Source organism: Octadecabacter sp. R77987 (genome assembly GCF_042466115.1).
In the GTDB taxonomy this organism is placed as follows: domain Bacteria; phylum Pseudomonadota; class Alphaproteobacteria; order Rhodobacterales; family Rhodobacteraceae; genus SW4.
This window is the reverse complement of sequence record NZ_JAXHBQ010000001.1, coordinates 331,833-350,903: the sequence shown is the minus strand read 5'-3', so window position 1 is coordinate 350,903 and position 19,071 is coordinate 331,833. Positions and strand designations below refer to the sequence as shown.

The window sequence follows — 19,071 nt, the reverse complement described above, 5'->3', positions numbered from 1 at the left end:
GGCCGACCCATGACACAGACCGCCCTGATCACCGGTGCATCTTCGGGCATCGGCAAGGAATTTGCCCGCTATCACGCCGCACAGGGTGGTAACGTCATCATCACGGCACGTCGTGCCGACCTGTTGCTGGACCTCAAGGCCGAACTGGAACGCGATCATGGCATCACCGCCCATGCGATTGCCCAAGACATCGGCGCAGCGGACGGCGCGCAAGCGCTGGCAGCACAGGTCGAAGGCGCGGGTTTGCGCGTGGATATCCTGATCAACAACGCCGGTTTCGGCGGGCTGGGCCGCCATATCGACCGCGCCTTGGACGACGAACTGGCGATGATTGATCTGAACGTGAAAACCCTGACCGCGCTCACGCATATCTTTGCTGCGAAAATGGCGGCGCAAGGTGGCGGCAAAATCTTGAACGTCGGCTCCACGGCGGGGATGATGCCCGGCCCCAATCAGGCGGTCTATTTCGCGACCAAGGCCTATGTGCAGTCGTTCAGTCAGGCGCTGGATCACGAATTGCGCGGATCGGGCGTGACCTGCACCGTGCTTTGCCCCGGTTATGTGGAAACCGGTTTTGCGGATCGCGCGGACATGGACGGCATTCCCCTGACCCGGAACAGCAAAACCACCGCCGCCCAGGTCGCCAAGATCGGCTATGACGCGATGATGCGCGGCAAGCTGGTGGCGGTGACCGAATTCCAGCTGTCGGTGATGGTCAACTGGCTGATCCCCTTCCTGCCACGCCGGATGGTGCTGGGCATGGTCGCAAAGATGCAGACCAAATCGGGCTAGCCCTGCACGCCCAGACGTTTGCCGCCCCAGATCAGCAGCCAGAGCGCAAATGACAGCTCGGCAATGGTCACAACGACGAGCAGCGCAATGATCACGCTATAGAACGGGCCGATGTCGATAAATGTCAGTTCGACGATCCCTTGCAGCAGATAGCCGAACGCACCGACAAACAGGCCCCAGCCCAAGGCGCGCGGCACAAGGCCGGTGCGCAGGATCAATGCGCCAAGTGCCAGCAGATGCAGGCCAAAGAACAGCTGCCAGACATAAACCCCAAGTTCATGGGCGGTAAAGAACATCATCATCCGGCTTTGCTCCACGTCGCCCTGCGTGCCCAGAGCCAGCGGCATGACCCAGAACAGCAGGTTCATCCCCATGACAGTGATCATCCCTGCGCGCGCCAGCATTGCCGTGGCCGACAGGATCGGTGCGGCCTTGTGAAACAAGACGTAAAGAATGGCCGTCAGGACCAGTTCAAAGATGATCACGACGCTATCGGCTGCAACGCCCAGCTTGAAAAGGCCGGCGCTGGCCGCAAGGTTGGCTGCAGTCTGTGCGCTGTCACCGCTGACAAAGATGGCTTGGGGCACGTAGCCGATACTGAAGCCGCCACAAACGGCAATGGCAAGGTAAAGCGCGCCGGCAATGCGCGGCGCCTGTTTAAAGGTCGGTTGGGATGTCATGTCATATCCTTTCAGGACAAGGGGGATCGCCGCCCGCATCAAGGCAGGGCAGGTCACGCGTTCCGGTGTTGCGGTATTGGTCTTGTCCTAGGCCATACGAAAACACCTGTGAATTGGCGAAATCCAACGGTTGCTTATACGGATTTGCATGAATGGCCCGGCCCCACCGTGACATTGTGCAAAAATCCACGCAGCGGCGCATTATCATGCATCGGCTCACCGCGTGGGGCCATTGCGGTGGTCGTCGCACTTGCCGCGCTTGCAACATCTGGCACCGCGCAGCCGCGCGGACCGGACTTGACCCTGTCGCTGAATGAAGTGGCGGGGGCTGACCTGTGCAGCCCCTCGAAGCGCCCGCCCCGTCACGCCCCTTGCCACGGATGACCACGCCGCATTTGATCACAAATGATCAAATTTGTGATTGCCTCTGATCGTATCATTTGGTTAAATGCGCCAACATCCGGGGCCAATCATGACAAACGACCGCCAATCCAAATTGCTTTTGCTGCTTCTGTCACGGGGGCAGGTATCGGTGCACGAGATTGCCACTGCCCTTGATGCATCGCCTGCAACGGTGCGGCGCGATCTGGCGGATCTGGAAAAATCGGGCCAGATTGACAGGCTGCACGGGTCAGCGCGGATTGCCACCGGATCAAAAAAGGAACTGGCGTTTTCGGCGCGCGAGGACAATCAAATCGCGGCGAAACGGGCCATCGCCCAGGCAGCGGCCGCGCTTGTCCGGCCCAACGAGGCGATCTTGCTGGACGCAGGCACCACCGTTTTGCAGCTTGCACGCCACATCAAAAGCAACACCGTTCCCGTCAACGTTTTCACCAACGGTCTGGCTATTGCACAGGAACTGGCACATGCGGCCCATGTCAATGTCACCCTGATCGGTGGGCGTGTGCGGTCTGAAAACCTGTCGATGGTGGGGCCAGCGGCGGTTTCGATGCTTGGCGGGTTGTGGTTTGACCGGGTGTTTCTGGGCGTCTCGGCGATTGATGCGCAGGGCCGGATTTCAAGCCTTGATGCGGACGAAGCCGAAACCAACGCGCAGATGGTGCGCCGCAGTGGCGAACTGGTTGTTCTGGCCGATCATACGAAATTCGACACCCGCACGACCCATGCTGTCACAACCCTTGGCGCAGGCGACCGGTTGATTTCAGACGCGCCACCCAAAGGCGCATTCGCCGCCTATCTGGACACGGCCGGTGTCGCGTTTACACAGTCCACCCCCCTGCCCGCGCTTGCATATGCTTAGGTCGGTCCTGTCCATTGATGGCGGCGGCACGAAAACGGCGGGGCTGGTTGCGGATCGCAATGGTCGCCTGTCCCGTTTGAAACCCGCACAGGGGTGCAACATACAAGATGGCGCCGGGTGGCAGGCCGCGCTTGGCGCGCTTTTCGACCAAGCACACGACATTGATTTTGCGGTGATCGGCATGCCCGGCTTTGGCGAGGTTCCCGACCACGACATGCAGGTTGCCGATTTTGTCACCGCCCGGATCGGCGCTGCCCATCTGATCATCAATGATGTGGAACTGGCCTTTCGCGGCGCATTTCCGGATCGTGACGGGGTTCTGGTGCTGGCGGGCACCGGGTCAATGGCGATCGGGCGGTCGCAGGGCATCCAGCGCCGGTCCGGCGGCTGGGGGCACTGGCTGGGTGACGAGGGCAGCGCGTTCTGGATCGGCAAACAGGCGCTTGTGCTTGCCACTGCCGAACTTGATGGCCGCGCACCGATGACCGGATTTGCCGCAATGCTGACGCAGGCGCTGGATGCGCCAAAGCACCCATACGGTCTGCTGGATTGGGTGATGCAAGGGGACACACAGCGCGCGCGGATCGCAAGTGTCGCCCGCATCCTTGATCGGTTGGCGCTGGCGGGAAACCTCGTTGCCCGTTCAATTCTGGATGAGGCGGCCGCCCATCTTGCAGCATTGATGCGTTCGGCGTCCCCTGTCGGCACGCCCTGGGCCCATGCGGGATCGGTCTTTCAAAGCAGCCGGATCCTTGATGCGCTGATACATGAAAACGGGGCCCCAACACCCCCTGTCGCCAGCGCGTTGACGGGCGGGCTGCTGCACGCCGCCGCCTTGGCGAAATGGAACGTCACACCTGAATGGACCGCCAAGGTCCTGTCTCAGGACAATCCGCAATGACCTTGAAGGACCACAGCACATGACACACACGATTGATGGTATCACCGGACAATTCGATTACTGGCGCAAGGCCGTGATGCCCGCGCCACTGCCGGTGCGCGACACCACCCGTGTCGTGATCGGCTGCGGAACAAGTTACAATCTGGCACTTGCCGTGGCGGCCGCCTTGTGCCGCGCCGGACATCGTGCAATCGGCGTGCCTGCGGGCGAATGGCATGATCGCGCCGCGTCCTATCTGCCCGAGGGGGCCAAGGCCGACATCATCGCCTTGTCGCGCAGTGGCACAACAACGGAAACCCTGCGGGCCGCCGAAGCCAGCCGCGCGCTCGGGTTCCATGTGACGGGTGTGACCTGTGCGCCCGACACAGCACTTGCGGCCGCATCCGATACCGCCATCGTCTATGACACCCACCCCGCCGAGGGCATCGTGATGACAGCCTCTGCGTCCTTGATGCTGCTGGCGGGCTACGCGATGGCTGGCCTGACGGTGGACGATACCCTTGCCGCGCATGCCAAAGCCTTGCTTGACGCGATGGACGCCAGCGACATTGCACCCTTCCATACGCGCGATCACATCGTGTTTCTGGGCGGGGGCGCGCATTATGGCGTGATGCTTGAGGGCGGGTTGAAACTGATGGAAATGGCGATCACTGCCACGCAGACCTTTCACCCCGGCGAATATCGCCACGGTCCCATCAGCCTGATTGACGAAGGGTCGGCTGTTGTCATGCTTTATCACAGCGATACGGCACAGGCAGACGCGGCACTGGTGCGCGAGTTGCAGGACAAGGGCGCATTCGTGATCGGGATCGGCGGTCCGGGTGACGTGTCGCTGCCAGTGGCAACACGCGGCGATCTGGCCGGCGCCGAGGCCCTGCCCGCGCTGCAATTGCTGGGTGAACGACATGCCCAATCCAAGGGAATCAACACCGTCACCCCCCGCCATCTTAGCAAGGTTGTGGTTCTCTCATGAACCCGCTGGATGCATTTCTTGCGTTGCCGCGCGCGCATGGTATCGGCCAAAGGTCGGGTGTGACCAGCGTGTGTTCTGCCCACCCGCTTGTGATCGAAGCGGGCCTGATCGAGGCCCATGAGGCCGGTCAGGTGCCCTGCGTCGAGGCGACATGCAATCAGGTCAATCAGGACGGTGGCTATACCGGCATGACCCCTGCGGATTTCCGTGACCTTGTGATGGGCATCGCTGACAGGTTGAACATCCCGCGCGCCGGTATCTTGCTGGGGGGTGATCACCTTGGGCCGAATCCGTGGCGCGATTTGCCCGCCCGGGATGCGATGGCCAAGGCGCTGGTTATGACAAGGGACTATGCGCAGGCCGGTTTTTCAAAAATCCATCTGGATGCGTCGATGTCGTGCGCGGATGACCCGACACCGCTGGGTGATTCTGACATTGCTGCGCGCGCGGCGGCCTTGATGGCCCAGGCCGAAGACGGCGCAGCCCGTGGCGGGCATCCCCCGCCCGGCTATATCATCGGCACCGAAGTTCCCGTTCCCGGTGGCGCATCCCAAGACCACGCGCACCTTGTCGTGACACGGCCCGAAAGCGCGGATGCGACAGTTCAGGCCCAAATGGACGCCCTGAAAAGCGCCAACCTTGAACATGTCTGGCCGCGCATTGTCGGGCTAGTCGTGCAGCCGGGCGTTGAATTCGGCCAGATCGACATTGACCGGTATGACCCAGCCGCAGCGGCGAGGCTGGCGGCGTGGCGCGTGGCCCGGGAAACGCTGGTGTTCGAGGCCCATTCAACCGACTACCAGACAGCGCAGGCACTGGCGCGGCTTGTGCAGGACGGGTTTGCGATCCTCAAGGTCGGGCCCGGCCTGACCTTTGCCATGCGCGAGGCGCTTTACGGGCTTGATGCGATCGCTGGCGAGATCTGTGACGGCGACACAGCCGGAACCCTGCCCGCCGCGATGGAGAACGTGATGGCAGACAATCCGGTGTATTGGCGCGATTATGTGAGCGGAAATGACCGTGATCAAAAGATCCAACGCCACTTTGGACTGTCCGACCGCATTCGCTATCTCTGGCCCGATCCGGTGGCGACGGCAGCCGTGGACCGGCTGTTTACAAAGTTGGGAGAGCGCGAAATACCCTGGCCTCTGATTTCGCAACACCTTGGTCGATTGGCTGATCCCGTTGCAAACGGCGCATTGAAACCCGTGGCGCGCGCCTTGGTGATCGGCGCAATTCGCCACGCCCTGTCACCCTACACATCCGCGTGTCATCGGGCGTAGGTGGACGCTTTGGCACTTGGCGATGCCAGCAAAACCTGTGTTGCCTGACGACTGGCTGGCGCGTAACAGACCAGCGCGACCTTGCGGCGCGATGGTCTGCCTTAGCGTGAACCGTGTTGCTGACGCCGGGACGCCCGGCACAAGACCCTAGCCGCGTCGACGACCGCCTGCGCGCCCTGCCCGTCCGCGCCCTTCCTGACCGGCCTTGGGGGCTTCGCGGTTTGCCAAAATCCAGGCGTTGCCTGACGGGTCGTTGTTGGTCAGGAAGTTGGCAGCACGGATCGCTGTCATTTCCGACCCCGCACGCGGCTTGGTGCTGCCCATGCCAAACAGGCGCACAAAGGTTTCGTCGTCCATGCCTTCGGGCAGCATGATACCGGCGGCTTCGATCTCGGCCTTTTTCTCGGCGATCTTCTTGGGGCCGATGGGCAAGGCAACGGGGTTCATGATGGCGGATGTCATGCCAGCAGCCATGGCCATGGGCAGGAAGGCGTTGTTGATGCCGTGACGGTTGGGCAGACCGAACGAAATGTTGGACGCACCACAGGTCGTGTTCACGCCCAGTTCCTCGCGCAGACGCCGCACCAGCGTGAACACCTGCAAACCGGCCGTTCCCATCGCGCCAATCGGCATGACCAGCGGGTCAACGACGATATCATGGGCAGGAATACCGAAATCGGCGGCCCGTTCGACGATCTTTTTGGCGACAGCAAAGCGCACTTCGGGGTCTTCGGAAATGCCGGTGTCATCGTTGGAAATGGCGACCACGGGGACATTGTATTTCTTGACCAGCGGCAGGACCAGCTCAAGGCGTTCTTCCTCGCCGGTCACGGAATTGAGCAGCGGGCGCCCTTCGGCAGCCGCCAGTCCGTTTTCCAGCGCACCGGGCACGGATGAATCAATGCACAGCGGCACATCGACAACGGCCTGCACCCGTTCGACCAGTTCGCGCATCAGCGTGGGTTCGACAAAGTTGTTGTCGGCGTAGCGCGGATCTTCGGCCATCTTGTTGGAAAACACAGCGCCCGAATTGATGTCCAGCACGGTCGCACCTGCGGCGACCTGCGCAATCGCATCGGCTTCGACGCGGGAAAAATCGCCGCGCTCCAGTTCTTCGGACAGGATTTTGCGCCCCGTGGGGTTGATCCGCTCGCCAATGACGCAGAACGGCTGGTCAAAGCCGATAATGGCGGTCTTGGTCTTGGATTCGACGATCGTGCGGGTCATTGGGTGGCTCCTGTAAGGCGCGCCAGCACGGGGGCCAGCGCGGGGTCTGTGAAATCTGAAAGGGTTGTCTGGGCGCCAGCGGCGCGCAGGGTTGCATCATCCAGCGCGGACCGGATGCCGATAGTATAAGCACCCGAAGCAGCCGCCGCGCGCACGCCCGAGGGGCTGTCCTCGAACGCGATTGCGTTTTCCGGCGTCACACCTAACGCGGCCATGGCGGCGCGGTAGGGTGCGGGATCGGGTTTGGCGCGGGTGCATTCCTCGCCGATGATGATCGTGTCAAAGTGATCGCGCAGCCCGATGGCCGCAAGCATGCATTCGGCGTTTTCGCGCATGGCATTGGTGACAACGGCGCGTTTCCACCCCTGCGCCGCGGCCCGCTCCACCAGATCGACCACGCCGGGCATGGCCGGATAGGGCTGTGGCAGGCGGGCACGAAAGGCGGCCTCTTTTTCATCGGACAGCGCTTGGGGATCGGGGTGATCGGGCAGAAATTCGGCAAAGAAATCCACATTGAGGCGGCCATGCACATGGGTCATGTAAAACGCTTCGTCCACGTCCAGACCCAGCGGCGCCATCATATCGGCAAACACCGCCATATGAATCGCGTCGCTGTGCAGCATCGTGCCGTCCAGATCAAACAATAGTGCCGCCTGCCCCATACCGCTGATTATGACGCGCTGGCAGGAACGCCGGATGCGCCGCCGTTGTCGATGGCCCAGGTCGCGTTGGTCTTGATCCCGCCCAGCGGAAAGAAATGCACGCGTTCGATATTGAAATCGGGGTTGGCGGCCTTGTGGGCGGCCAGTTGCGCGACAACATCCGTGGGTTCGTAGGGCAGCAGCAGCTTGGTCACATCCATCGCGCGCTTTTGCAGCACTTTCAGGGATGGGCCAACACCGCAGGCAATGGCAAACTTGATCAGGGTTTGCAGCTTGGCAGGGCCGGCAATACCGATATGGACGGGAATATCGACGCCCATGTCGATCAGGCTATCGGCCCATTTGATAATCGGTCCGGCCTCGAATGCGAACTGGGTGGCGATGGCCATCTGCGCGTCGGTGCGCTTGGAAAATTCCTGTTTCCAGCCAAGGGCGGCATTGACCTGCTTGAACGACCCGTCCGTGTCGATGTCGCGGTTGCCTTCGGGGTGGCCGGCCACGTGCAGGCGTTTGAAGCCTGCCGCATCGAACAGACCGCTTTCCATCAACTGCATGGAACTGTCGAAATCGCCGTGCGGCTGGGCCACACCACCGGCCAGCAGCAGCGCCTGATCAACGTTCGCTTCGCCCTGATAGCGGGCGATCCAGTCGGCCAGTGTCGCCTTGTCCTTGATGATGCGCGCAGGGAAATGCGGCATGACGGGATAGCCGTCTGCATTCAGGCGCTTGGCGGTGGCGACCATGTCTTCGATCGGCGTGCCTTCGATATGGGCGATATAGACGCGAGTGCCAGCGGGCAGCAGATCGCGGAAATTTTCGACCTTTTCAGCGGTGCGCGGCATCACCTCGATGGAATAGTCCTGCAGGAAGGATTCAACGTCAGGGTTCACGCCACTGGTTTGCGGTGTTTTCTTCTTGAAGTTCAAAAGGGCCATTGCAGCCTCCTTAAAGCGGATCAGTGTTCCGCGGTCATCAGAATTCCCGCTCACGCGCGGCCGTCGTTGTTGATCAGGGTCATCAGGCGGTCTTTGTCGTATTCGGCTTCAAGGCGGGCCGCTTCGGATGCGGCGACATCGGCGTCCTCGCCCGCGACCTCGACCGGATCGGCCTTGCGCCAGTCGGCCAGATAGGCATCGGTGCTGGCCGCACCCGATTTCATCGCCGCGCGGTCAATTGCCTGTTCAAAGCGTTCGGACAATTGGATTTTCGTGCCACGACGACCCTTGCCGACAATCACCTGTGCGGGGATGTCGCGCCAATAGACGATAACGACCTGTGCCATGCGATTCCCTCCCCGCAAGTGTTACCCGCTTTTACGCGGGCGCTGCCCGACCAAGGTGATCATTTTCGACATGACACGCGCGGTCAGCGACTTTCCCCTATGTCGCAAATATGCCTGCGCACGGCCAGTCGCGAACCTTTCAAGATGATCATGAGGCGCGCATGGTGCTTGCGCGGCGGCGCGCGCGTGACTAGGTTAAAGGTAACTCGAAATAGGAAGGCGCAAAACATGGCGCCCCAGCGTCCCGATGGTGCGGGCGCAGTCCCCAGCGTGGTCGAAAGCCCCGCACCCAATCCGTCCGATCAACGGCCGCTTTATGCAGCACTTGATCTGGGCACAAACAGTTGCCGCATGCTGATTGCCCAACCGATGGGCCATCAGTTTCAGGTCGTGGACAGCTTTTCCAAATCTGTGCAACTTGGCCAAGGGCTTGAAAGTTCTGGCAAACTTTCGCGTGCGTCGATGAACCGGACCGTGGCGGCGATGCGCATTTGCCGCCAGAAACTGCAACGCCACAAGGTGAAACACATGCGCCTTGTCGCAACCGAAGCCTGTCGGCGCGCCAGCAACGCCACGCAATTCATCCGCCAAGTGAAACGCGAAACCGGCCTGCGCCTTGATATCATCACGCCAGAGGAAGAAGCGCGCCTTGCGGTGATTTCCTGCGCGCCCTTGGTGAACAAAAAGACCACGCAATTGCTGGTCGTGGATATCGGCGGCGGGTCAACCGAACTGGTCTGGATTGACCTGACGAACGTGCCCAAAAAGGAACGATCGGGCGCGATCATGCGGCTGCATGCGGGGTTTGACAGTGATCCGGGTGCGTTCGCCGGTGCCAAGGTGGTGGACTGGATTTCGGTGCCTTTGGGTGTTGCCACCCTGCGCGACCAGTTTCACGACGTGGAGGACGACGCCGCGCGCTTTGCCCTGATGAGCTGGTTTTTTGAAGAAAACCTTGAAAAATTCGCGCCCACCTCGGAAATCCAGGACCGCAAGGGGTTTCAGATTATCGGCACCAGCGGCACCGTTACCACTGTCGCCGCCAGCCATCTGGGCCTGCGCCGCTATGACCGCACCAAGGTCGACGGGCTGCGCATGACCACCGACCAGATTGATGCGGTGATCCGCGATTATCTATCCCTGGGCGAGGTCGGGCGGCGCAATGATCCACGGATCGGGCGCGACCGTCAGGCGCTGATCATGTCCGGTTCGGCGATCCTGCAAGCGCTGATGCGGCTGTGGCCCACCGACCGCCTGTCCGTCGCCGACCGTGGCCTGCGCGAAGGGCTGCTTTACGCGCAGATGTCAGCGCATGGTGTGCTGGATGATGCGCCTAGTTAGGGGAGTTGCTCGCCAGATCCTGCAGCGCGACCCGCAGCAGTGCCGCGTCCCCCCCCATCCCCAAGAATGTAACGCCCTTTTGCGCCAATCCGGCGAACTGCGCCGGATCAAAGCTGATGATCCCCGCTGCCTTGCCCGCCGCCGTGATCCGCGTGATGGCGTGGTCGATGGCGGCCTGCACTTCGGGGTGGTCGGGATTGCCCGGAAACCCCATATCGGCGGATAGGTCCGCAGGGCCGATAAAGACGCAATCGACCCCTTGCGTGCCTGCAATCGCGTCGATGTTTTCAATCGCGGTGCGGCTTTCCACTTGGGCGATCAGGCAAATCTGGTCGTTGGCGCTGGCGACATAATCGACGATTTCACCATATCGGCTGGCCCGCGCCAATGCCGCGCCCATGCCCCGCACACCTGCACCGGGATAGCGCATGGCGGCAGCGGCGCGCGCGGCGTCCGGGCCGGTGTCGACCATCGGCACCATAATCGTTTGCGCACCCAGATCCAGCACCTGTTTCAGCACCCAATCCTGCCCGATTGGCACCCGCACCACCGCCTGCGCAGGCGTGCCAGCAAGCGCTTGTAACTGAGACAGGATCAACGGGATGTCATTGGGGCCATGTTCGGCATCGATCAGGCACCAGTCAAAGCCCGCGCGTCCGGCAATTTCGGCGGCAATCGGGTTGGCCAGCGTCAACCAGACACCCGTTTGCAACTTGCCCGCCGCAAGGTTTGACTTGAGGGTATTTTCAGGGGCCGGCATCGCTCTCTCCACATCCATTCAACACGGCGCGGGCGGCGCGCAACCCGGGGGCTTCGCCACCCTGCCCCAGCCGTTCCATTGTCAGGGCCATCGCGGCGTTTTGGGCATCGGGGTTGGCCAGCACGTCCAGCAGCGCGGCACCAATCGGTGCGGGCTGGCAGTCTTGACCGATAAATTCCGGAACCACGCGGGTGTCGCTGACAAGGTTTACCAGCGTGACCGTGTCCACCAGCAACATCCGCGAAATCATGATCCGGCTCAGCCAGTTCATATCATAGGCGATCACCATCGGCGTTGCGGCGGCGGCCAGTTCAAGCGAGACCGTGCCCGACGCCGCAAGCGCCACATCAGCGGCAGCAAAGGCGGCGCGTTTGTCGGTAGTGTCAGCGGCGGATATTAGCAGCGGCTGCACCGGCCAGTCATTTGTCAGTTCCCGCACGAGGGATTCGACCGGTCCGGCGCATGGCAACACAACGCGCGCGTCAGGGTGGGCTTTGATCAAATGCGCAAGGGCCGCGCCGAAACGGGATGCGAGGCGGGAAACCTCACCGCGCCGCGATCCAGGCAGCGCGAGGATCAGCGGGCCGTCAATGGCGTGGGCCTTACGAAACGCCGCGACCTCATCAGCCGAGGCGACAGGGTCTGCCACCACCGGATGCCCGACGAAATCGCACCGCATGCCAACCGCTTGCATCAAGGGTGGCTCGAAAGGGAACAGGGCCAGCACGTGGTCAATCACCCGCGCCATTTTCGCGGCGCGCTTGGGCCGCCACGCCCAGACGGTCGGGGCGACATAGTGCACGGTGCGCGTGCTGCCCGCCTCTTTCACAAGCCGCGCCACGCGCAAGCAGAAATCGGGGGAATCGATGGTGATCAGCACATCAGGGCGCGCGGCAATCACGGCATCAGCCACCTCGCGGATGCGACGTTTCAGGTGGCGGTATTTCGGCAGCACTTCGGCCAGCCCCATGACGGACAGTTCATCCATCGGAAACTGGCTGACCAGCCCTTGGGCTTGCATCAACGGCCCGCCGACACCCTGAAACATCACATCAGGGCGCAAGCGTTTCAGCCCTGCCATCAGCGCAGCCCCCAGCTTGTCACCCGAGGGTTCACCGGCGATGAGGAACACCTTCATGATGCCCCCCTTTCGCGCACCCAGAACGCGATGCCCATGGCATCGGCAATCGCCACGCATTGCGGCTGGTCCAACACGATCACGCCGCCTGCCTCGATCACCACCGCGTCAAATCCGGCCTCTGCCGCCAGCATAAAGGTGCGCGGGCCGATGGTGGGCAGATCAACGCGGCGGTCCTGACCGGGTTTGGGGGCTTTGAACAGGATCGCACCTTGCGCGGGGGCGGGTGCATCACCGCGGATCAGGTCCATCACGCCTTCGAACACCCATGTGAACGGGTCGCCGTCATAGGCGGTTTGCACAGAAGGGACGCAAAGCGCGGCAATCATCGCATCGGTGCCATCAGGGCCTTCGGTCGCCAGTACTTCGCCGCCCCGCACAACGCAGGCTTGTCCGCTGTCCGCACGGCCCATCACGGCGACCATTGCCTCGCCACGGGTAGCATCCCCGATGTGGCGGTCTTTCGGTTGCACGCGACCCTGCACGCCAGTGCGCGGCAGCAGATCGGGGGCGATGTCATGGGCGGCGCGCACGGTGAAACCGGCGTCTTCCAGCACCGCGATAATCGCGCGTAGGGTGCCATCGTCGCCAAGCGCCATGGCATCGGCAAGGCGCGCAATCAGCGGCGCGGTGGCTGCATTAATCGCGCCTTTGTCAATGTCGGGGCGGCGCACGCGGCCTGCCATGCAAATGTCAGTCACACCCATGGCGCGCAGATCAGCCAGCAGCGTGCCAAGGGTTTCAAGCCGGAAATGCTTGCGGCGCAGATCATCGGGCAGATCGGGGGCAAAACCCGCCATCTGGCAAATCACCGGATCGGGTTGACCCTGCGCGCGCAGGGCCGCGACCATGGCAGGTGGCAAGCCGCCCTCGCCCGCGATCAGGGCCAGCATCAGCTTGGCGTCAGGAAATTGCGGTCGCTGTCACCCAGGATAAAGGCCACCATTTCCTGCACATAGGCGCTGTCGCTTTCATCGGCCAGACGGCGTGCGCGGTCCATGAATGACCCCTCGCCGTCCTTCAACGTCTGGAATGCGGCCCGCAGCGCGGTAATATCGGCGCGGTCCACGCCCTTGCGTTTCAGCCCCACCAGATTGAGACCATCAAGCACCCCGCGCGGCCCCTGAACAAGCCCGTGGGGCACCACATCATTTGTGACCATGGTGCAGGCGCCGATGATGGCCCCCTTGCCGATGCGCACATGCTGGTGCACGCCCGACAACCCACCGACGATCACGTCATCCTCAAGCACCACATGGCCCGCAATGGCCGAGGAATTGACCACGATCACGCGGTTTCCGACCTGTGCATCATGGGCAATGTGACAGCCCGCCATGAACAATCCGTCATCGCCCACACGGGTCATTCCGCCGCCACCAGCCGTGCCAGTGTTCATGGTCACGTGTTCGCGGATGCGGTTGCGCGCGCCGATGCGCAGCGAGGTTTTTTCGCCGTCAAATTTCAGATCCTGCGGAATTTCCCCAATCACGGAAAAGGAAAACACAACCGTATCGGCACCGATATGCGTGTCACCGGTGACAACCACGTGGCTGCGCAATTCCACACCTTCGGCCAAGACCACTTCGGGTCCGACATGGCAGAACGGGCCAATCTTGCAGCCTTTGGCAATGGTTGCGCCGTCCTCGATCACGGCTGAGGGGTGAATGGACATGATCAGCCCTGCATATCCATCATCGCGGTAAATTCGGCCTCGGCCGCCATTTCGCCCTCGACCGATGCGACGCCCTTGAACTTCCAGACCTTGCCGCCGGGTTTGCCGCGGGTTGTTTCGATCTTCATTTGCAGCACGTCACCAGGCACGACCTTGCGGCGGAACTTGCAACCGTCAATTGCCATGAAATAGACCAGCAGATCGCCGTTCACCAACCCCATCGTCGTGCCGACCATGACGGCGGCGGTTTGCGCCATCGCCTCGATGATGGTGACGCCGGGCATGATCGGATTGCCGGGGAAATGGCCCTGAAAATGCGGCTCGTTCATGGTGACGTTCTTGAGGCCCGTTGCCGAAGCGGTGCCGTTGATATCCTTGACGCGGTCCACCAGCAAAAACGGATAGCGGTGCGGCAGGATCGCCTGGATCAGCTGGATGTCAGCCTCGGTTACGGGTGCGGGGGTGTCATCGCTCATGGGTGATCCTTTGGTATGTTTGAACCTGAGTAGCAACTGCACCCAAAGGGGGCAAGCACGGCTTAATTCGCGCCGTCCTCGCCGTCAGTGGCGACACCTGTGTCCGTACCATCGCCAACGGTTGCATCAATCGCCGCGATGGCGGCGTCGGTGATGTCGATACGCCCGACGGACAGGACAACGCTGCGGCGGTCCAGAATGGCACCTGCCCCGCTTTCGACCATCAACTGCCCAAGGATCGGGCGGATCGACACAAAGAAATCTTCGCGCCCCAGCGTCAGGGATTCTTCAAGTGCGCGTTCCTTGGCATCCTGGGCCGCGCGTATGCCTTGCACCTTTTCGTCAAAAGCTTCGGCTTCGGCGCGGAAAGCGGCCGGATCCATGGTGGGGCGGCGTTCGGTCAGGCTGCTTTCTTCTTCGGTGAGGGCAGCGGCAATGGTGCGGTTTTCGGCCGCCAGTTCCTCGCTTGCGATGCGAAAATCCTCGGATATCCGCTGGCCCAATTGGGTTGCGGCGAACAGCCGTTCGATATCGACCGTCACAATGCCCACGGGCGCGGGGCTGTCCTGCGCTGAGAGGGGCAGTGACGCGGCGATCATCGCCAGGGCGAAAAGCGCCGCGCGCAGCATCAGAATTGTGTCGAGATCGTCAGGTCGAACGACTTGGTTTCATCGGTTGGCTGCACGTCCAGGGGTTCGGTAAAGTTGAACCGCAGCGGCCCGATCGGCGTGTCCCAGAAGATCGACAAGCCGGCAATCGTGCGCGGGGTGAAATCGTTGTAGTCCACCGTTGCACCGGGGGTCGAAATCGAACCACCCACATCCCAGACCGACCCGTAGTCGATAAACGCACCGCCGGTAATCCCGTATTCTTCGGGCAGACCCAGCGGGAAACGCGCCTCGAGGCGGGCCACGGCATAGTATTCGCCACCCAGTGCGTCACCGCTGACGGAATCACGCGGCCCGATCCCGCCCGGATCAAACCCGCGCATCGTGCGGCTGCCAAGGAAATAGCGATCCGTGATCCGGCTTTGACCATCCTGATAGACCAGCGCGCCGCCTTCCAGCGTCGCTGTCAGGGTCACATCCCCGTTCCAGACAAGGGTCTGGCCGGTGATTTCGGCGCTTGTCTTGATGAACTGGCTGTCGCCAAACCCGAATTCCTGCCCAAAGCGCAGCAACACACCGGCATCAGGGTTCAGGCCCGCGCGGCGCGTGTCCCAGCTATAGGAATAGCCCAGCGAACTGGTGCCGATCCCGCCAAGTGCCGCATCCGCCTGAATGATCGTGCTGCTGGCCGCATCCGCATCGGTGATGTCGGTATAGTCATAGCGGTAAAACACCGACAAACGCCCGTTTTCACTGACCGGAAAGGCAAAGGAGGGACGGAAATCAAAGGTTTCCGTATCATACAGCGCGTTGGCGTTATCGGTCGTGCGGTAATCCAGCGACAGCCCAAAGCTCAGGTCGCGGGCCAGAAAGCTCGGCTCGACAAAGTTGAAGCTGAGGTTCTGGTTGTCTTCGCCCGCTGCAAGTTCAAACGACAGCGACTGCCCACGCCCAAGGAAATTGCGCTGTTTGAAGCTGGCCAGCAGGGACAGCCCGTTGTCGGTTGAAAAGTTGCCGCCAAAGGACAGCGATCCTGTGGGGCCTTCTTCGACATCCACATCAATCACCACCTGATCGGGCGACGATCCCTCGCGGGCATCCACATCGGCATTCACAAAGTAACCCAGCGCACGAATACGTTCGGCGGACTGGCGGATTTCGCGCGGGTTGAACGGATCGCCTTCGACCACGTCGAACTGGCCACGCACAACGCGGTCTAGCGTGGTGTTGTTGCCCTCGATGTCGATGCGTTCCACAAAAATCCGCTCGCCGCGCACCAGATAGAATTCAACGTCCAGCGTCAGGTCGCGGTCATTGCGGGTGATCCGCGGTTCGACCCGCATAAAGTTGATCCCCTGCCGGATCGCCAGCCGTTCAAGACGGGCGATATCGGTTTCGATGGCCACGGGCGAATAGTAAGAGCCGCTGCGCAGGCGCAAGGCGTCTTCAAATTCAAAAGAATCCGCTTCGTCGATTTCGGAAATGACCGACACATTGCCAAAGCGGAAACGCTGCCCCTCCTGGATGTTGTAAGTCACCAGATAGGCATCGCGTTCGCGGGTCAGTGACACATCGACGTTCTGCACCTGAAAATCCACATAGCCGCGCGAGCGATAGAAATCAGTCAGCACCTGCTGGTCAAATTCCACGCGGTCCGCCACGAATGTATCGCGCGAGATGATGGCGCGGAAAATGCCGGCCTGTTTGGTTTCCAGCACGCCGCGCAGGCGACGATCGGAATAGGCGCGGTTGCCGACAAAACCGATGCGTTCCACTTCGGTCAATCCGCCCTCGAATACTTCGAACACCAGATCGACACGGTTGTCGGTGCGGCGGATGATGCGCGGCGTGACGGTGGCATTGACACGGCCCTGCGCGGCATAGGCCTGCGTGATGGCGGCGACATCCTGTTCGGCCTGGCTTGGGCTATAGACGCGGCGTTCGCGGCTGCCGACCACGGCGCCCAGCTCTTCGTCGGACAGGCGGGCGTTCCCTTCAAAGTTGATGCGACTGACAGTGGGGTATTCGGTGACGCGGATAATCAGCGTGCTGCCCGAAGGCACCAGATCGACGCTTTCAAACAATCCGGTGGCGCGAATACGCTGCGCGGCATCGTTGACGGCCCCTGCCGATACGGCTTCTCCGCGGGTGATTCCTGCGAAGGTCAGGATCGTTGCGGTCTCGATCCGCTGGTTTCCCTCGACGCTGACGGTATTGAAACGAAAGGTCTGGGCCTGTGCGATCATGGCAAATGCCATGCCAAGCATCAGAATTGAAAGGAAAATAATCTTTTGAATTTTGCCATGGCTTGACGCCATTTTGGCTGTAATTGCACTGCTCATTTTGTCCGCCTGTTCCGACATCCCAAGTCCCTTTGAAGTAACGGGATTAGCGGGACTTGTCAAAACGCAAGAACGCGCAACCTTGCGGGTGCACGTCCGGTCAGATCAGGGATGTCAGTGGCTGTTTAGCCGGGGAAATACATCGAGCCGAAAAAGGCCCCGGCCCAAAGTGCACCGATAATGGTCGCAAGATAGAGCAAACGGTCCCAGTTGATATCAATCAACAGCGACAATCCGCGATAACCTGATGCTATGGTCTGCATGGCAAACCCCTTTACTGATGCTCGTTACCCGCCACTTTGCCCGCCAAATGTGGCAAATTCTGGGCGGGTTCACGAAACCTTAGGGGCACAGGAACAGATCATTTGCGATGGCAAAGACCATCAGGGACAGGATCATCGACAGACCGATGGCCATCAGCACGCGCAGGGCGCGATCACTTGGCATCTTGCCGGTCACGGCCTCGTAGGCATGAAACACAAGGTGGCCGCCGTCCAGCACGGGGATCGGGAACAGGTTCAACAGGCCCACGGCAGTAGAAAGCACGGCCACAAACCAGATGAAGCTGCTGGCGCCCTGACTGGCCATTGCGCCGCTGGTCTGGGCAATGCCGATGGGACCGGACAGGTTGCACGACGAAATCGCGCCGGTGATCATGTGCCACAGGCCAGACAGGGACGATTTGATGATGAACCAGACCTGCGCACTGGCGGATTTGGTTGCAGCCCAAAGACCGACATTTTCGGTTTGCGCCTCAAAGAACAGCCCGCCGGTGACGCCGATCAGATAACGGGTTTCAAAGCCGCCTTCGGGTGATGGCAGGTCAACGCTGCGCGGTGCCAGCGTGAAATCAATCACCTCACCATCGCGCCAGACAGTTGCCAGCAAGGGGCGCCCGTCTGATGCGGCCACGGCCTGTTTCAACTGTTCAAAGGCAAAGATCGGATTGCCGTCAATCGCGGTGATCACATCCCCGACCTTCATTTCAATGTCATAGGCAGCCGATTGCGGGTTCAGGGCCAACACCATTGCCGGATAGGGATATGGCCCCTGCACGGTCAGTTCCGCCCCGTCGCGCAGCACGCGATAATCCAGGGTGGGTTCAATTGGCAGGCTGGCGATATAGCCTTCGAAATCGGCAAGTTCCGGCGTTTCAAACCCTGCGATCGACAGGATCGCGTCGCCCTGCTCAAGGTCCATCACATAGGCGGGTGGCAGCACACGGGCCTCGTCCAGCGTCAGCGGGTCGGATGCGCGGCCATCGACCATCATCACCGCGCCAAAGATCAGGATCGACAGGACAAAGTTGAACACAGGCCCAGCCGCCACCGTGGCCGCACGCGCCCAAAGCGGCGCACCCAACATGGTGTTGCGGCCCGGTTCGGCCCCTTCGGCGGCCCCGACCGATGCGGCATTCGCATCGCCCAGAAACTTGACGTATCCGCCAAACGGCAGGGCCGCGATTTGCCAACGGGTGCCGTGTCTATCAACGCGGGAATAAACCACCGGCCCAAAACCAAGGCTGAACACTTCGGCATGGATGCCCGACCAGCGCCCGACGATGTAATGCCCGTATTCGTGGATCGCGACGATGATCGACAGCGCCACGATAAAGGCGACAATCGTAAAGGCCGCACTGCCGAACTGCGGGAGGATCTGGGTGATGTCCAAAG

The 19,071-nt window shown here is 61.4% G+C and carries 20 protein-coding genes; 6 read left to right on the top strand and 14 right to left on the bottom strand.

All coding sequences use genetic code 11. The features are described from left to right. The first annotated feature begins 9 nt into the window (after positions 1-9). Positions 10-792 (top strand): SDR family NAD(P)-dependent oxidoreductase, encoded by a 783-nt coding sequence (locus tag SJY21_RS01775; protein WP_377505322.1) that lies wholly within the window; start codon positions 10-12, stop codon positions 790-792. Here the strand turns inward: SJY21_RS01775 and SJY21_RS01770 are convergent. Continuing rightward, the gene (locus SJY21_RS01770; protein WP_377505319.1) at positions 789-1,472 is read right to left on the bottom strand and encodes a DUF4386 domain-containing protein; all 684 of its coding nucleotides are present in this window, start codon (positions 1,470-1,472) and stop codon (positions 789-791) included. The two genes, SJY21_RS01775 and SJY21_RS01770, sit on opposite strands and share 4 nt — an antisense overlap. Before the next feature lie 472 nt (positions 1,473-1,944). Here SJY21_RS01770 and SJY21_RS01765 point away from each other — a divergent pair, with 472 nt between their 5' ends. The 4 genes from SJY21_RS01765 to SJY21_RS01750 are packed head-to-tail and all read left to right on the top strand — an operon-like array spanning position 1,945 to position 5,890. Continuing rightward, positions 1,945-2,733, top strand: coding sequence for a DeoR/GlpR family DNA-binding transcription regulator (locus SJY21_RS01765; protein WP_377505317.1), 789 nt, complete (start codon positions 1,945-1,947; stop codon positions 2,731-2,733). Continuing rightward, positions 2,726-3,634 carry an N-acetylglucosamine kinase gene (locus SJY21_RS01760; protein WP_377505315.1) on the top strand — a complete coding sequence of 303 codons (909 nt, stop codon included), beginning with the start codon at positions 2,726-2,728 and terminating at the stop codon, positions 3,632-3,634. The genes SJY21_RS01765 and SJY21_RS01760 overlap by 8 nt, the downstream gene beginning before the upstream one ends. A gap of 19 nt (positions 3,635-3,653) precedes the next feature. Beyond that, the gene (locus tag SJY21_RS01755) at positions 3,654-4,607 is read left to right on the top strand and encodes an SIS domain-containing protein (protein WP_377505312.1); all 954 of its coding nucleotides are present in this window, start codon (positions 3,654-3,656) and stop codon (positions 4,605-4,607) included. Continuing rightward, positions 4,604-5,890, top strand: coding sequence for a class II D-tagatose-bisphosphate aldolase non-catalytic subunit (locus SJY21_RS01750; RefSeq protein WP_377505309.1), 1,287 nt, complete (start codon positions 4,604-4,606; stop codon positions 5,888-5,890). Before SJY21_RS01755 ends, SJY21_RS01750 begins: the two co-directional genes overlap by 4 nt. Positions 5,891-6,037: 147 nt before the next feature. On the opposite strand, the gene SJY21_RS01745 is transcribed toward SJY21_RS01750, so the two are convergent. From SJY21_RS01745 to SJY21_RS01730, 4 genes are read right to left on the bottom strand one after another with little or no spacing between them, the layout of a single operon-like run. Beyond that, positions 6,038-7,117, bottom strand: a complete 1,080-nt coding sequence (locus SJY21_RS01745) for a methyltetrahydrofolate cobalamin methyltransferase (protein ID WP_377505306.1) — start codon at positions 7,115-7,117, stop codon at positions 6,038-6,040. Beyond that, positions 7,114-7,761 (bottom strand): HAD family hydrolase, encoded by a 648-nt coding sequence (locus SJY21_RS01740; protein ID WP_377505303.1) that lies wholly within the window; start codon positions 7,759-7,761, stop codon positions 7,114-7,116. Before SJY21_RS01740 ends, SJY21_RS01745 begins: the two co-directional genes overlap by 4 nt. Before the next feature lie 26 nt (positions 7,762-7,787). Continuing rightward, complete coding sequence (locus tag SJY21_RS01735; RefSeq protein ID WP_377505300.1) at positions 7,788-8,714, bottom strand: methylenetetrahydrofolate reductase; 927 nt, start codon at positions 8,712-8,714, stop codon at positions 7,788-7,790. 50 nt (positions 8,715-8,764) lie between these two features. Continuing rightward, on the bottom strand, positions 8,765-9,061 hold the full coding sequence (locus SJY21_RS01730) for a virulence factor (RefSeq protein ID WP_377505297.1): 297 nt from the start codon (positions 9,059-9,061) through the stop codon (positions 8,765-8,767). Positions 9,062-9,289: 228 nt separating this feature from the next. Between SJY21_RS01730 and SJY21_RS01725 the strand changes: the two genes are divergently transcribed. Next, entirely contained in the window at positions 9,290-10,402 is a 1,113-nt protein-coding gene (locus tag SJY21_RS01725) for a Ppx/GppA phosphatase family protein (RefSeq protein ID WP_377505294.1), read from the top strand. On the opposite strand, the gene SJY21_RS01720 is transcribed toward SJY21_RS01725, so the two are convergent. The 9 genes from SJY21_RS01720 to rseP form a co-directional block, all read right to left on the bottom strand. After that, the gene (locus tag SJY21_RS01720) at positions 10,395-11,162 is read right to left on the bottom strand and encodes an HpcH/HpaI aldolase/citrate lyase family protein (protein WP_377505291.1); all 768 of its coding nucleotides are present in this window, start codon (positions 11,160-11,162) and stop codon (positions 10,395-10,397) included. The two genes, SJY21_RS01725 and SJY21_RS01720, sit on opposite strands and share 8 nt — an antisense overlap. Continuing rightward, a complete protein-coding gene (gene lpxB / locus SJY21_RS01715) occupies positions 11,149-12,300 on the bottom strand; it encodes a lipid-A-disaccharide synthase (RefSeq protein ID WP_377505288.1) in 1,152 nt (383 codons plus the stop codon). Before lpxB ends, SJY21_RS01720 begins: the two co-directional genes overlap by 14 nt. Beyond that, positions 12,297-13,193 carry an LpxI family protein gene (locus SJY21_RS01710; RefSeq protein WP_377505285.1) on the bottom strand — a complete coding sequence of 299 codons (897 nt, stop codon included), beginning with the start codon at positions 13,191-13,193 and terminating at the stop codon, positions 12,297-12,299. The genes lpxB and SJY21_RS01710 overlap by 4 nt, the downstream gene beginning before the upstream one ends. Then, positions 13,193-13,975 (bottom strand): acyl-ACP--UDP-N-acetylglucosamine O-acyltransferase, encoded by a 783-nt coding sequence (gene lpxA / locus SJY21_RS01705; RefSeq protein WP_377513102.1) that lies wholly within the window; start codon positions 13,973-13,975, stop codon positions 13,193-13,195. The genes SJY21_RS01710 and lpxA overlap by 1 nt, the downstream gene beginning before the upstream one ends. Beyond that, the gene (gene fabZ / locus SJY21_RS01700; RefSeq protein WP_377505282.1) at positions 13,975-14,448 is read right to left on the bottom strand and encodes a 3-hydroxyacyl-ACP dehydratase FabZ; all 474 of its coding nucleotides are present in this window, start codon (positions 14,446-14,448) and stop codon (positions 13,975-13,977) included. Before fabZ ends, lpxA begins: the two co-directional genes overlap by 1 nt. Positions 14,449-14,510: 62 nt before the next feature. After that, the gene (locus tag SJY21_RS01695; protein WP_377505279.1) at positions 14,511-15,077 is read right to left on the bottom strand and encodes an OmpH family outer membrane protein; all 567 of its coding nucleotides are present in this window, start codon (positions 15,075-15,077) and stop codon (positions 14,511-14,513) included. Beyond that, the gene (gene bamA, locus SJY21_RS01690; protein ID WP_377505276.1) at positions 15,077-17,398 is read right to left on the bottom strand and encodes an outer membrane protein assembly factor BamA; all 2,322 of its coding nucleotides are present in this window, start codon (positions 17,396-17,398) and stop codon (positions 15,077-15,079) included. The genes SJY21_RS01695 and bamA overlap by 1 nt, the downstream gene beginning before the upstream one ends. 125 nt (positions 17,399-17,523) lie before the next feature. After that, positions 17,524-17,661 carry a hypothetical protein gene (locus tag SJY21_RS01685; protein ID WP_172623833.1) on the bottom strand — a complete coding sequence of 46 codons (138 nt, stop codon included), beginning with the start codon at positions 17,659-17,661 and terminating at the stop codon, positions 17,524-17,526. 79 nt (positions 17,662-17,740) lie between these two features. After that, positions 17,741-19,069: an RIP metalloprotease RseP gene (gene rseP / locus SJY21_RS01680; protein ID WP_377505273.1), complete on the bottom strand. Its 1,329-nt coding sequence runs from the start codon at positions 19,067-19,069 to the stop codon at positions 17,741-17,743. Positions 19,070-19,071: the final 2 nt, after the last annotated feature.

What these genes read in the sequence shown, in the direction of transcription:
- SJY21_RS01760 (WP_377505315.1), top strand. Translation starts at nt 2,726, where the DNA reads ATGCTTAGGTCGGTCCTGTCCATTGATGGCGGCGGCACGAAAACGGCG.
- SJY21_RS01725 (WP_377505294.1), top strand. Translation starts at nt 9,290, where the DNA reads ATGGCGCCCCAGCGTCCCGATGGTGCGGGCGCAGTCCCCAGCGTGGTC.
- SJY21_RS01755 (WP_377505312.1), top strand. Translation starts at nt 3,654, where the DNA reads ATGACACACACGATTGATGGTATCACCGGACAATTCGATTACTGGCGC.
- SJY21_RS01695 (WP_377505279.1), bottom strand. Translation starts at nt 15,077, where the DNA reads ATGCTGCGCGCGGCGCTTTTCGCCCTGGCGATGATCGCCGCGTCACTG.
- SJY21_RS01765 (WP_377505317.1), top strand. Translation starts at nt 1,945, where the DNA reads ATGACAAACGACCGCCAATCCAAATTGCTTTTGCTGCTTCTGTCACGG.
- SJY21_RS01685 (WP_172623833.1), bottom strand. Translation starts at nt 17,661, where the DNA reads ATGCAGACCATAGCATCAGGTTATCGCGGATTGTCGCTGTTGATTGAT.
- SJY21_RS01775 (WP_377505322.1), top strand. Translation starts at nt 10, where the DNA reads ATGACACAGACCGCCCTGATCACCGGTGCATCTTCGGGCATCGGCAAG.
- SJY21_RS01720 (WP_377505291.1), bottom strand. Translation starts at nt 11,162, where the DNA reads ATGCCGGCCCCTGAAAATACCCTCAAGTCAAACCTTGCGGCGGGCAAG.
- SJY21_RS01735 (WP_377505300.1), bottom strand. Translation starts at nt 8,714, where the DNA reads ATGGCCCTTTTGAACTTCAAGAAGAAAACACCGCAAACCAGTGGCGTG.
- SJY21_RS01770 (WP_377505319.1), bottom strand. Translation starts at nt 1,472, where the DNA reads ATGACATCCCAACCGACCTTTAAACAGGCGCCGCGCATTGCCGGCGCG.
- SJY21_RS01750 (WP_377505309.1), top strand. Translation starts at nt 4,604, where the DNA reads ATGAACCCGCTGGATGCATTTCTTGCGTTGCCGCGCGCGCATGGTATC.
- lpxB (WP_377505288.1), bottom strand. Translation starts at nt 12,300, where the DNA reads ATGAAGGTGTTCCTCATCGCCGGTGAACCCTCGGGTGACAAGCTGGGG.
- SJY21_RS01745 (WP_377505306.1), bottom strand. Translation starts at nt 7,117, where the DNA reads ATGACCCGCACGATCGTCGAATCCAAGACCAAGACCGCCATTATCGGC.
- bamA (WP_377505276.1), bottom strand. Translation starts at nt 17,398, where the DNA reads ATGAGCAGTGCAATTACAGCCAAAATGGCGTCAAGCCATGGCAAAATT.
- fabZ (WP_377505282.1), bottom strand. Translation starts at nt 14,448, where the DNA reads ATGAGCGATGACACCCCCGCACCCGTAACCGAGGCTGACATCCAGCTG.
- SJY21_RS01710 (WP_377505285.1), bottom strand. Translation starts at nt 13,193, where the DNA reads ATGCTGGCCCTGATCGCGGGCGAGGGCGGCTTGCCACCTGCCATGGTC.
- SJY21_RS01730 (WP_377505297.1), bottom strand. Translation starts at nt 9,061, where the DNA reads ATGGCACAGGTCGTTATCGTCTATTGGCGCGACATCCCCGCACAGGTG.